Source organism: Collinsella sp. AM16-21 (assembly GCF_003471905.1).
In the GTDB taxonomy this organism is placed as follows: Bacteria; Actinomycetota; Coriobacteriia; order Coriobacteriales; family Coriobacteriaceae; genus Collinsella.
The window spans coordinates 224,452-237,879 of the sequence record NZ_QRKJ01000001.1 but is presented as its reverse complement, the minus strand read 5'-3'; the positions used below and the strand labels follow the sequence as shown (position 1 = coordinate 237,879).

At 60.7% G+C, this 13,428-nt stretch carries 7 protein-coding genes; all 7 read left to right on the top strand.

Annotation, left to right across the window (positions count from 1 at the left end):
• The first annotated feature begins 223 nt into the window (after window positions 1-223).
• Window positions 224-3,652 (top strand): DNA-directed RNA polymerase subunit beta, encoded by a 3,429-nt coding sequence (locus tag DW180_RS01005; RefSeq protein WP_229071722.1) that lies wholly within the window; start codon window positions 224-226, stop codon window positions 3,650-3,652.
• A 6-nt stretch (window positions 3,653-3,658) separates the two neighbouring features.
• Complete coding sequence (locus tag DW180_RS01000; protein WP_199412394.1) at window positions 3,659-8,137, top strand: DNA-directed RNA polymerase subunit beta'; 4,479 nt, start codon at window positions 3,659-3,661, stop codon at window positions 8,135-8,137.
• A gap of 385 nt (window positions 8,138-8,522) precedes the next feature.
• The gene (locus DW180_RS00995; protein WP_118237103.1) at window positions 8,523-9,041 is read left to right on the top strand and encodes an RNA polymerase sigma factor; all 519 of its coding nucleotides are present in this window, start codon (window positions 8,523-8,525) and stop codon (window positions 9,039-9,041) included.
• Window positions 8,992-10,068 (top strand): DUF4179 domain-containing protein, encoded by a 1,077-nt coding sequence (locus DW180_RS00990; protein ID WP_118236992.1) that lies wholly within the window; start codon window positions 8,992-8,994, stop codon window positions 10,066-10,068. Before DW180_RS00995 ends, DW180_RS00990 begins: the two co-directional genes overlap by 50 nt.
• 269 nt (window positions 10,069-10,337) lie before the next feature.
• Window positions 10,338-10,715, top strand: a complete 378-nt coding sequence (rpsL, locus tag DW180_RS00985; protein WP_006235012.1) for a 30S ribosomal protein S12 — start codon at window positions 10,338-10,340, stop codon at window positions 10,713-10,715.
• 74 nt (window positions 10,716-10,789) lie between these two features.
• Window positions 10,790-11,263, top strand: coding sequence for a 30S ribosomal protein S7 (rpsG, locus tag DW180_RS00980; protein WP_006235013.1), 474 nt, complete (start codon window positions 10,790-10,792; stop codon window positions 11,261-11,263).
• 19 nt (window positions 11,264-11,282) lie between these two features.
• Window positions 11,283-13,382 (top strand): elongation factor G, encoded by a 2,100-nt coding sequence (gene fusA / locus DW180_RS00975; RefSeq protein ID WP_022094183.1) that lies wholly within the window; start codon window positions 11,283-11,285, stop codon window positions 13,380-13,382.
• Window positions 13,383-13,428: the final 46 nt, after the last annotated feature.

The window sequence follows — 13,428 nt, the reverse complement described above, 5'->3', positions numbered from 1 at the left end:
GCGTATTTTCTGTCGAAAAACTTTGCTACTCCAAAAACTCAATCGCGTCAAGGCTTTTCTTGCTCAACGGTCGGTACCTGATAAACTATTAGGTTGCGATAACTGGCGAAGCCATGCCTCGCCAACCCACCGAGCATTTCCGTGAAGGAGGAAAAACCTGGTGACCTACGCATACACTGCCACTGAGCGCAAGCGCGTCAGCTTCGGGAAAATCCCGGAGGCCATGGAGCTCCCCAACCTTATCTCTGTTCAAAGGGAATCCTTTGAGCGTTTTAAGGACGAGGGCCTTCGTGAGGCGTTCAAGGAATCCAGCCCCATCCAGAGCCAGAACCATGTTCTCGAGGTTACCTTCGGCGAGCATCAGTTCGGCGACCCCGCGCACACCGTCGAGGAGTGCCGCGAGAAGGATATGACCTATCAGGCTCCGCTTCTGACCGACGTCCGTCTCACCAACAAGGAGACCGGCGAGATCAAGGAGCAGCTCGTCTTCATGGGCGACTTCCCCATGATGACCGATCAGGGCACCTTTATCATCAACGGTACCGAGCGTATCGTCGTCTCGCAGCTCGTCCGCTCCCCGGGCGTGTACTACAGCTCCGAGATGGATTCGGGCAAGCAGATCTACAAGGCCCAGATTATCCCGTCCCGCGGTGCCTGGCTTGAGTTTGAGGTCGACAAGCGCGACCAGCTCATGGTCTCCATCGACCGTAAGCGCAAGCAGAGCGCCACGATGTTCCTGCGCGCCCTTGGCATCGCCGTCACCAACGACGATATCATCGAGCTGCTCGGCAACTCCGATGTGATCAAGCGCACCCTGGAGCGCGACACCGCCCTCACTCGCGAGGACGCCCTCATCGAGATCTACCGTCGCCTGCGCCCGGGCGAGCCTCCCACCGTGGACGCTTCCCGCAGCCTGCTCGAGGGTCTGCTCTTTAACCCGCAGCGCTACGACCTGGCCCGCGTCGGTCGCTACAAGGTCAACAAAAAGCTCAACCTCACCACCGAGGAAGAGGTCACGGTGCTCACCGACGAGGATATCGTCGCGACGCTGCGCTACCTGCTGTCCCTCGCTGCCGGCGAGCAGGGCTTCAAGGTCGACGACATCGACCACTTTGGCAACCGCCGCATCCGTACCGTCGGCGAGCTCGTCGCCAACCAGTTCCGTATCGGCATGAGCCGTATGGAGCGCGTCGTCCGTGAGCGCATGAGCTCCCAGGACATCGACGAGATCACCCCGCAGTCGCTCATCAACATTCGCCCGATCGTGGCCTCCATCAAGGAGTTCTTCGGTTCCTCGCAGCTCTCGCAGTTCATGGACCAGGCGAACCCCCTGACCGGTCTGACCCACAAGCGCCGTCTGTCCGCACTCGGCCCTGGTGGTCTTGCCGGCCACAAGTCGGGCTCCAGCCGCCGCACCAACGTGCCGACGGCCGTCCGCGACGTTCATAACTCGCACTACAGCCGCATGTGCCCGATCGAGACCCCCGAAGGCCCCAACATCGGCCTGATCGGCTCGCTCGCCCTCTACGCCCGCGTCAACGAGTATGGCTTCATCGAGGCCCCGTTCCGTCGCGTCGAGAACGGCGTTGCCACCGACCAGATCGACTGGATGACCGCTGACGAGGAAGAGAAGCACGTCATCGCGCCGGCCAACACGCCGCTCGATCCTAAGACCAACGAATTCATCACGACCGATGCCGAGGGCAAGCTTGTCCGCCCGCACACTGTGATCGCCCGTACCCGCGACTTCGACGGCTCCTTCGGCGCTCCCGCCGACGTGCCTGTCGAGGACGTCGATTACATGGACGTCTCGCCGCGTCAGATGCTCTCCGTCGCAGCCACGCTGATCCCGTTCCTCGAGCACGACGACGCCAAGCGTACGCTGATGGGCGCTAACATGCAGCGTCAGGCCGTGCCGCTGGTTCACCCCGCCGCTCCCTATGTCGGTACCGGCATGGAGCGCCGCGCCGCTCTGGACTCCGGCGAGGTCACCCTGGCCAAGAACGCCGGCGAGGTCATCTTTGCCGACGCCGCCAAGATCATCGTCAAGCATGCCGGCGGCATGGATGAGTATCACCTGGCCAAGTACCAGCGCTCCAACCAGTCCACCTGCATCAACCACCGTCCGCTCGTGCGCGTCGGTGACACCGTTGAGCAGGGCGAGCCTCTGGCCGACGGTCCTTCGACCGATCACGGCGAGCTCGCACTGGGCCAGAACCTCACCGTGGCCTACATGCCGTGGGAAGGCTTTAACTACGAGGACGGTATCGTCGTGTCCGAGCGCCTGGTGGCCGAGGACCTGCTGACGACCATCAACATCACCCGTCACGAGATCGACGCCCGCGACACCAAGCTCGGCCCCGAGGAGATCACCCGCGAGATCCCGAACCTCTCCGAGGACATGCTTGCCAACCTCGACGAGGACGGCATCATCCGCATCGGCGCCGAGGTCGGCCCTGGCGACATCCTGGTCGGCAAGGTCACGCCTAAGGGCGAGAGCGCTCTGACCGCCGAGGAGCGCCTGCTGCGCGCCATCTTCGGTGCCAAGGCTCACGACGTTCGTGACACCTCCCTTAAGATGCCTCACGGCGCTTACGGCCGCGTCATCGACGTCGTCCGCTTTAGCCGCGAGAACGGCGACGACCTGGCCCCCGGCGTTAACGAGCAGGTGCGCGTCTACGTCGCCCAGCGTCGTAAGATCCAGCAGGGCGATAAGATTGCCGGCCGCCACGGCAACAAGGGTGTTATCTGTAACGTTCTGCCGGTCGAGGACATGCCCTACATGGCTGACGGTACCCCGATCGACGTTATCCTCAACCCGCTGGGCGTTCCTTCGCGTATGAACGTCGGCCAGCTGCTCGAGTGCCACCTTGGCTGGGCTGCTGCCTGCGGTTGGGATACCGAGCAGGCCGATTCCGACAAGTACGTCCCCGGTCCGTTCTTCACCGCGACGCCTGTCTTCGACGGCGCCAAGGAGGACGAGATCGCCGAGGTCATTCGTCGCGCCAACAAGAACATGCTCAACAAGGCCACCGCTGCCTTTGGCGATCACATGCGCCCCGAGTTTGTCACCCAGCTTGACGAGCGCGGCAAGACCCGCCTGTTCGACGGCCGCACCGGCGAGGAGTTCCGCGAGCCCATTACCGTGGGTACGTCCTACATCCTCAAGCTCGGCCACATGGTCGACGACAAGATCCACGCCCGTTCGACCGGCCCTTACAGCCTGGTTACCCAGCAGCCTCTGGGCGGCAAGGCCCAGTTCGGCGGCCAGCGCTTCGGCGAGATGGAAGTTTGGGCACTGTACGCATACGGTGCTTCCAACGTCCTGCAGGAGATCCTGACCGTCAAGTCCGACGATACCGTGGGCCGCGTCAAGACCTACGAGTCCATCGTCAAGGGCGAGAATGTTCCGGTCCCGGGAATCCCCGAGTCCTTCAAGGTTCTCGTCAAGGAGATCCGCTCCCTCGCACTGGACATCGAGCCCATGCACGATGCCGACGAGGACGCCTCCGCCCCTGTGACCGCCGAGGAGACCTCTGCTCTCGACGACCTGGCTGCGCTCGCCGGCGTTGACGCCGACGTCGAGGCCGAGGATGCCGAGACCGCCGAGGCGCCCGAGGCTGTCGCCGCCACGACCACTGATAAGGAGTAGTTGACTGTGGCAGATTTCGAAGCTACTGATTTTGACTCGGTAAAGATCTCCCTTGCCTCCGCCGACCAGATCCGTTCCTGGTCGCACGGCGAGGTCAAGAAGCCGGAGACCATCAATTACCGTACCCTCAAGCCCGAGAAGGACGGCCTGTTCTGCGAGAAGATCTTCGGTCCCGCCAAGGACTGGGAGTGCTCCTGCGGCAAGTACAAGGGCATCCGCTTTAAGGGCATCGTCTGCGAGCGCTGCGGCGTCGAGGTCACCTCGGCCAAGGTGCGTCGCGACCGCATGGGCCACATCGAGCTCGCCGCTCCCGTGTCCCACATCTGGTACTTCAAGAGCCCCACGAGCTTCCCGATGAGCCGTATGCTCGACATCAAGTCCAAGGACCTCGAGAAGGTTCTGTACTTTGCCAGCTACATCATCACCGAGGTTGACTATGAGGCCCGCGAGGCCGACGCCGACGACCTGCGCGAGGAGCTCGCCGCCGATCTGGAAGAGATCGATGCCGAGTGCGCCCGCCAGATCGAGTCCCTCAAGGAGCAGGGCGACCCCGAGAACTTTGACGAGTTCTCCGACGAGGAGCCGCTGACCCCCGAGGAGATCGCCTCCGGCATCGTTGACATCGAGGAAGAGTGCAAGGACGAGAAGCAGCTCCGCACGGACGCCTTCAACGCCTTCATGAAGCTCACTGAGCGCGACCTCATTTCCGATGAGCCGCTGTTCCGCGAGATGACCCGTTACTACTCCATGTACTTCAAGGGTGGTATGGGTGCCGAGGCCGTCCGCGACCTGCTCGCTGCCATCGACCTCCCCTCCGAGGCCGAGAAGCTCAAGGCCATCATCGCCGACGAGGACTCTCAGAAGCAGAAGCGCGAGAAGGCCGTTAAGCGCCTCGAGGTCGTTGACGCCTTCCTGAAGGGCGGCAACAGCCCCGCGAACATGATCCTGGACGTCATCCCGGTCATTCCGCCCGATCTGCGCCCGATGGTCCAGCTCGACGGCGGCCGCTTCGCCGCGTCCGACCTCAACGACCTATATCGTCGCGTGATCAACCGTAACAACCGACTCAAGCGCCTGCTCGACCTGGACGCCCCCGCGATCATCGTGAACAACGAGAAGCGCATGCTCCAGGAGTCCGTGGACGCCCTGTTCGACAACGGCCGTCGTGGTCGCCCGGTCTCTGGCCGTGGCGGTCGCCCGCTCAAGTCGCTCGCCGAGGCCCTCAAGGGCAAGCAGGGTCGTTTCCGTCAGAACCTGCTGGGTAAGCGTGTCGACTACTCCGGCCGTTCGGTTATCGTTACCGACCCCAAGCTGCTGCTGCACCAGTGCGGTCTGCCCAAGACTATGGCGCTGGAGCTCTTCAAGCCCTTCGTCATGAAGCGCTTGGTCGAGCTTGGCAAGGTCGAGAACATCAAGGGCGCCAAGCGCGCTATCGACCGCGGTGCCACCTTTGTGTGGGACATTCTCGAAGAGGTCATCGACGGCCGCGTCGTGCTGCTCAACCGTGCACCGACCCTGCACCGTCTGTCCATCCAGGCCTTTGAGCCGGTGCTGGTCGAGGGCAAGGCTATCCACCTGCACCCGCTGGTCTGCTCGCCCTTCAACGCCGACTTCGACGGCGACCAGATGTCTGTCCACGTGCCGCTGTCCAGCCAGGCTCAGGCCGAGGCTCGCGTGCTCATGCTCTCTGCGAACAACCTGCGCTCGCCGGCATCCGGCAAGCCGGTCAACATCCCTTCGCAGGACATGATCATCGGTGTGTACTACCTGACCCAGGTCCGCGACGGTCTGCCGGGCGAGAACCACGTGTTCTCGAGCTTCGATGACGCGCTGCACGCCTATGACTGCCGCTCCGAGGTCGACATGCAGGCCAAGATCCAGGTCCGCGTGTCCGCCGAGAACGCCAACGTCATCAACGAGGACGGCACCCGTATCTTCCGCGTCAAGAACGGCAAGAACGAGTTTGTTGACTACGACGTCACCGGCAACAAGACCGCGCGCTTCGAGACCTCTATCGGCCGCATCATCTTCAACCGCCAGTGCCTGCCCGAAGACTATGAGTTCATGAACTACAAGATGGTCAAGGGCGACGTGGCTAAGCTGGTTGCTGACTGCTGCGATCGCTATCCCGAGGCCAAGGTCGGCCCGATCCTCGACGCCATCAAGTACTCCGGCTTCCACTACGCTACCCGCGCCGGCCTCACCATCTCGGTGTGGGACGCTCTCATCCCTGCCGAGAAGCAGGAGCTGCTCGATCGCGCCCAGGCCAACGTCGACCAGATCAACGAGTACTTCGAGGAGGGCTTCATCAACGAGACGGAGCGCCACATCGAAGTCGTTAACGAGTGGACCGCTTGTACCGATAAGGTTGCAGCGCTCATGCTCGACTTGTTCGACGAGGAGAACCCGCTCTACATGATGGCCGACTCCGGCGCCCGTGGTTCTAAGACCCAGCTGCGTCAGCTCGGCGGCATGCGTGGCCTGATGGCAGACATGTCCGGCGAGACGATCGACCTTCCCATTAAGGCGAACTTCCGCGAGGGCCTGCTGCCGCTCGAGTACTTCATTTCGACCTACGGCGCCCGTAAGGGCCTGGTCGATACCGCATCCCACACCTCGGACTCTGGTTACCTGACCCGTCGTCTGGTCGACGTGGCCCAGGACGTCATCGTCCGCGAGGAGGACTGCGGTACGCACGAGGGCGTCACCTACAACCTCATCATCCCCGGCACCACCGACCTCAACACCGACCTCGTCGGCCGTTGCTTCATTGAGGACGTCGTGGCTCCCGATGGCACCGTGCTCTTTGAGCAGGACGGTTACATCGAGAAGGTCGCCGACATCCAGAAGATGGTCGATGCGGGCCTCAAGAAGGTTAAGCTCCGCGCGCTGCTCACCTGCCGCTCCAAGTACGGCGTGTGCCAGAAGTGCTACGGCTGGGATCTTTCCACCCGTCGTCCGGTCGCCATCGGTACTGCCGTCGGCATTATTGCCGCCCAGTCCATCGGCGAGCCCGGTACGCAGCTTACGATGCGTACCATTCACTCCGGCGGCGTCGCTGGCGTCGACGATATTACGCAGGGTCTGCCTACGGTCAGCCGTATGTTCGATATCGTCGGCAACGTCAACGAGAAGATTCTGGGTCGCGAGGCCGAGCTGGCTCCGTACTCCGGCCACCTCTCGATTAAGCCCGAGAAGTCCGAGTACGTGCTGACGCTCACCGACTCCGAGGATCACACCCGTGTCCTCGATGAGCGCCGCGTCCCCGCTTCGGTGCGCTTTATGCCCGAGATCGAGGACGGCTGCGAGGTTCGCGCCGGCGACCAGATTACCAAGGGCTTCGTCAACTTCCGCAACCTGCGCAAGCTGACCGACATCGAGTCGACGATGCACACCTTCGTCGAGAGCGTCAAGGACGTCTACACCAGCCAGGGCGTCGACCTGAACGACAAGCACATCGAGGTGCTCGCACGTCAGATGCTGCGTCGCGTTCAGATCACCAACCCCGGCGACTCCAAGTACCTGCTTGGTCAGTATGTCGACCGCTACGAGTTCGCCGACGAGGTTGAGCGCGTTGCCCGTCTGGGCGGTCAGGCTCCCGTGGCCGAGCCCGTCATCCTGGGTACGCTCAAGGTCGCGTCCAACATCGACTCCTGGCTGTCGAGCGCTTCGTTCATCCGCACCGCCGGCGTCCTTACCGAGGCTGCCATCGAGGGCAAGGTCGACCACCTGCTCGACCTTAAGTCCAACGTCATCGTTGGTAAGAAGATTCCTGCCGGTACCGGCCTCAAGCCGTACGCCAACGCCAAGCTGACGTATCGCACGGCCGACGGCTACGTGGACATCGACGGTCCGGCTTCGCCCAACGCCAAGTCGCTGCCTGAGTGGGCTCCTGTGGAGCTCAAGGACCTGGACGAGCAGCTCCCGCAGCAGCTCGACTGGGCCGGCTACGACGAGTTCGGCGGTGCTGACGGTTCGTTCACCCGCAACGGCCACACCATCTCCGCCGAGAAGGCTCGCCTGTACCTGTTCGACGACCTGGGCGTGTCGCAGCGCTGGACCAACAAGTTCAGCGAGGTCGGCATCGAGACGGTCGGCGACCTGGTCGGCAAGTCCGAGGAGGATCTGCTGCGCATCGATGGCATCGGTGCCAAGGCGATCGAGGAGCTCCGTGACGGCCTGGAGGCCCACGACCTGCTCTACATCCTCGAGAACAACGACGACGTTGCCGACGAGGAAGACCTCTCGCAGCTGCTGCAGATGGTCTTTAGCCCCGACGGTCCGGACGACATCCTGCTGGGCACCTCCGCCACGCCGACGCATCACGCCGACGCCGACGAGGAGCTCCTGGGCGCCCCGATCGACGACAAGAAGGCTCCCGCCAACGGTGCCATCAACGAGGACATGGCTTCCCTCGACGAGCTGCTCAACCAGCTCGTGGACACCGACGATGCCGAAGAGGCCAAGGACAACGACGAGGAGTAACTTCCTAGTACGTTAACCGCCCTTCCAAAGACCCGTTTCCCAACAGGGAAGCGGGTCTTTTTTGGTGAGGAACGTTGCCCCGACGAGCACGTCGGATTCCCGGAACGGGCCGCCCGCTGTTTAAGTTTGTCGCGAGTTCCGCACGCAAAGGAAAGCACTTAATGTGCTTTCCGTCTTGCGCAGGACTGTAGAGCAGCAAACTTAAACAGCGGGCGGCCCGTTCCGGGAATCTGCCCCCGCGCACAGAAGGGGATTCCTTTCGCCAAAAAGGGACAGGTTTATTTTGGTAGGTTTTTCCTGCTTGAATTTGAAACATTTCGTTCGGTCAAAGCGTATCTATGGTGAGGACCTCATCAAGAACCATCAGCGTCACCGGGAGGTGATTATGGAAGAACAAACTTTTAGACAGGCGGTCGAAGATCACCGGGATGTCGTGTTTCGAATCGCATTGACGTACCTGCGCGATCGTGCCGATGCCGACGATATTGCCCAAGATGTCTTTCTTAAGTTGCTTAAAAGCGATGGACACTTTGAAAGTTGGGAACATCTTCGCCGCTGGCTTATCCGGGTCACGATCAATGAATGCAAATCTCTCTTTCGAAAGCCGTGGAGACGCGTGGAGGATATTGAAAGTCTGGCCGATTCGCTTTCGACGGCGCGGGAGGAGACCAAGGCGGTCCTGTCAGACGTTATGCGACTTCCGGAGCGATTCCGTGTTCCCATCGTGCTCTATTACTATCTGGGCTTCTCGACTTCAGAGATTGCCGAGTTGCTGCATGTGCCAGCCGCGACCGTTCGAACGCGTTTAGCTCGTGGTCGATCGAAGCTCAAATTCATCCTAGAGGAGGGCGACCGTGAAATCCAATCAAATCAAGCAGGCCTTCGAGTCCATCCAAGCCGATAGCGATCTTGCCGACCGTGTTATTGATGCTGCTGCGGGTGAGCCGCTTCATCGAAAGGGTCACGCGAAGCCTCTGTATGTTGCCGTAATCGGATGTCTTGCCGGAGTGCTGGCGACCGGAGGGGTCGCCTACGCTGTTGTCAATTCCAGTTATTTTGCCTCTGCCTGGGGAAACCATGGCAACGGAGAGTCCGTTACCTGGACAAATGGCGGCTCGTCGGGGACGAAATATACCTACACCAGAGAGTTTGGTGATGGTATCGCGCCCCAAAGCTTGGAGGGTTCAGTACAGAAGGTCAATCTGTCCGTCGAGGGCAACGGCTATACACTCGACATTCATGATATGGCTATCGACCAAAACGGCTGCGGTGCTGTGACGTTTACGCTGTCCAATCCAAATGGTGTTAACTACTACAAGCCGGCAGCAGAGACAGGCGAACTTGTTCTCTATGGTGAAGAAGAACAAGGCATCGGTACACCCAGCATGAACTTCGGCGAGGAATGGGCTGATACACGCTGCACCATTGATAAGGACACATCAAGCGATACTGTCATTAATGGCACGATGTACTTTGCTTCTATGGATCGCGAGCGAGGTTTTCAACATGCGGTCACCTGGAATATCTCGTGGACCGAGGGCGAAGGAGAGGATGCGAAGCCGTTCGAGGCATCGACACCCGAGTTTAGCGTTGGAGCGTACGTCGATGCTAAGGAACTCCGCTCCGATGACACGCCTCTCGAGATCAGCCCGTTTTCCATCCAGACGCACATCGATGATCTGGGCATTGACGCAGTCACGAAGAAGTTGACGGTTACCTACAAGGATGGATCGGGGCAGATTATCGAAGATGACGACGCAGGGGCGTTCAACTTATATTTTTCTTATACGCGCAATAGCGGAGAGAACATCTGGGTGCCAACGAAGTTGATTGATGTCGACCAAGTGGTCTCGGTAACCCTCGAGGGCACGAGATACACATCAACAGGAGAGACCGAAACAGAAGCACCCTTTACCATCGTCTATTCGTAAGGTCTAGGCCGCTTCCTGCTAGAGGAAGCGGCCATTTTCGTGTTACATGGACGGCTGGAATGGGCACTTGCGCACAGGCGGGGATTCCTTTTGTGGAGGGTTTGCGGAAATGTGGCTATTTAAGGATACGCCCGGCGGCGTGGTCTGTTGACGGCACAGCTAACGGCACGTATCCTATCGAACTGCGTGTTTCGTAGGGGGATGCTGACCCCTCGATTCAAGCCGTTGCACTTTACAGAAAGCTGGAATCATTCGAGAAGGAGTACGCTTTGCCTACTATTAACCAGCTGGTTCGCCAGGGCCGTCGTTCCGTGCCCAAGAAGTCCAAGAACGCTGCTCTGCAGCACAACTCCCAGAAGCGCGGCGTGTGCACCCGCGTCTTCACCACGAGCCCCAAGAAGCCGAACTCGGCTCTTCGTAAGGTTGCCCGTGTTCGCCTTGTCAACGGCATCGAAGTTACCGCTTACATCCCGGGTGAGGGCCACAACCTGCAGGAGCACTCCATCGTGCTCGTCCGCGGCGGTCGTGTCCGTGACCTCCCTGGTGTCCGTTATCACGTCATCCGTGGCGCCTACGACGCTGCTCCGGTCCAGAACCGTATGCAGGCCCGTTCCAAGTACGGTGCTAAGCGCCCCAAGGCTAAATAAGCCAGATAACGTTTTGATACTTTCGCCGTGTGCCGTCTTGAGCGCCGCACGGTAGACACTTAAGGAGATTTCACATGCCGCGTCGTGCAGCAGCTAATCGTCGTGAGGTTCAGCCTGACGCCGTTTACAACAACCGCCTGGTGACTCAGCTCATCAACAAGGTCCTTCTTGACGGCAAGAAGGCCACCGCTGAGCGCATCGTTTACACCGCTTTCGAGATCGTTGCCGAGAAGTCCGAGGGCGGCGACGCTCTCGCTACCTTCAAGAAGGCTATGGACAACGTCAAGCCCACGCTCGAGGTTAAGCCCAAGCGTGTCGGTGGCGCTACCTATCAGGTCCCGATGGAGGTCAACTCCCGTCGTTCCACCGCTCTGGGCATCCGCTGGATCGTCAACTTCTCCCGCGCTCGCAAGGAGAAGACCATGGCCGAGCGTCTCGCCAACGAGATCCTCGACGCCTCCAACGGCCTGGGCGCTTCCGTCAAGAAGCGTGAGGACGTCTTCAAGATGGCCGAGGCCAACCGCGCGTTCTCTCACTATCGTTGGTAAGTTAAGGTAAGGAACTAACATGGCTAAGCCTAAGTACAAGCTTTCCGATACCCGTAACATCGGCATCATGGCTCACATCGATGCCGGTAAGACCACCACGACCGAGCGTATTCTTTACTACACCGGTAAGACCCACAAGATCGGTGAGGTCCATGAGGGCGCTGCCACCATGGACTGGATGGTTCAGGAGCAGGAGCGCGGCGTAACCATTACCTCCGCTGCTACCACGTGCTTCTGGAACAAGGACGGTAAGGACTACCGCATCCAGATCATCGACACCCCGGGCCACGTTGACTTCACCGCCGAGGTCGAGCGCTGCCTGCGCGTCCTCGATGGCGCTGTCGCCGTCTTCGACGCCGTTGCCGGCGTTCAGCCCCAGTCTGAGACCGTTTGGCGTCAGGCTTCTACCTTCAACGTCCCCCGCATCGCCTTCATCAACAAGTATGACCGCGTGGGCGCTGACTTCTTCAACGCTATCGAGACCATGAAGGATCGTCTCGACGCCAACGCCGTGGCCGCTCAGGTCCCGATGGGCGCCGAGGACAACTTCTGGGGCGTCATCGACCTGGTCACCATGACTGCATGGGACTTCAAGGCCGACGAGAAGGGCATGACCTACCCCGAGCCGATGGACGAGATCCCGGCTGAGTTCGCCGACATCGCTGCCACCAAGCGCGAGGAGCTCCTCGACGCTGCTGCCAGCTTTGACGACGAGCTCATGGAGAAGATCCTCATGGAGGAGGACTTCACCGTCGAGGAGCTCAAGGCTGCTCTGCGCAAGGGTGTTCTGGCCAACGAGCTCAACCTCGTCTTCGTGGGCTCCGCCTACAAGAACAAGGGCGTTCAGGAGCTGCTCGACGCTGTCGTCGACTACCTGCCCAGCCCGCTCGACGTTGAGGCCGTCACCGGTACCGATCCGGACACCGGCGAGGAGATCCAGCGTCATCCTTCCTTCGACGAGCCCTTCTCCGGCCTGGTCTTCAAGATCATGACCGACCCGTTCGTCGGTAAGCTCACCTACGTCCGCGTTTACTCCGGCCGCGCCGAGTCCGGCTCCTACGTTGTCAACGCTTCCAACGGTCAGCGCGAGCGCCTCGGCCGCATCCTCGAGATGAACGCCGCCGAGCGTATCGACCGTGACGACGCTGCCGCCGGCGACATCGTCGCTTGCGTCGGCTTCAAGAACTCCACCACCGGTGACACCCTGTGCGCCGAGGGCAAGGAGATCGTCCTCGAGAAGATCGAGTTCGCTAAGCCCGTTATTGACGTTGCCATCGAGCCCAAGACCAAGGCCGAGCAGGACAAGATGTCCCTGGCTCTGACCAAGCTCGCCGAGGAGGACCCGACCTTCCAGGTGTCCACCAACCACGAGACCGGCCAGACCATCATCGCCGGCATGGGCGAGCTGCACCTCGAGATCATCGTCGACCGTCTGCTCCGCGAGTTCAAGGTTGACGCTAACGTCGGTAAGCCCCAGGTTGCCTACCGCGAGACCGCTGGTCACGACGTCGAGAAGGCTGAGGGCAAGTTCGTCCGTCAGTCCGGCGGTCGCGGTCAGTACGGCCACGCCGTCATCAAGCTCGAGAAGATGGAGGAGGGCTTCGGCTACGAGTTCGTCAACGCTATCGTCGGCGGCGTCGTGCCCAAGGAGTACATCCCGTCCATCGACAAGGGCATCCAGGAGGCCCTGAACACCGGTGTTATCGCCGGCTTCCCGGTCCTCGACGTTAAGGTCACCCTGTTCGACGGTTCTTACCACGAGGTCGACTCCTCCGAGGCCGCCTTCAAGATCGCCGGTTCCATGGCTATCAAGGACGCCCTCAAGAAGTCCGATCCGCAGCTGCTCGAGCCGATCATGGCTGTCGAGGTCGAGACCCCCGAGCAGTACATGGGCGACGTTATGGGCAACCTCTCCGGTCGCCGCGGCAAGATCGAGGGCATGGAGGATCGCAAGAACAGCAAGCTCATCCGTGCCAAGGTGCCGCTGGGCGAGATGTTCGGTTACGCTACCGACCTTCGCTCCCAGACCCAGGGCCGTGCATCCTACACGATGCAGTTCGACTCTTATGAGCCCGCGCCCAAGTCCATCGTGGACGAGGTCATGAGCAAGAACGCCTAAGTTCGAGCTCCCTGTTACGTAATCCTGCGAGAACATCTCTCGCACT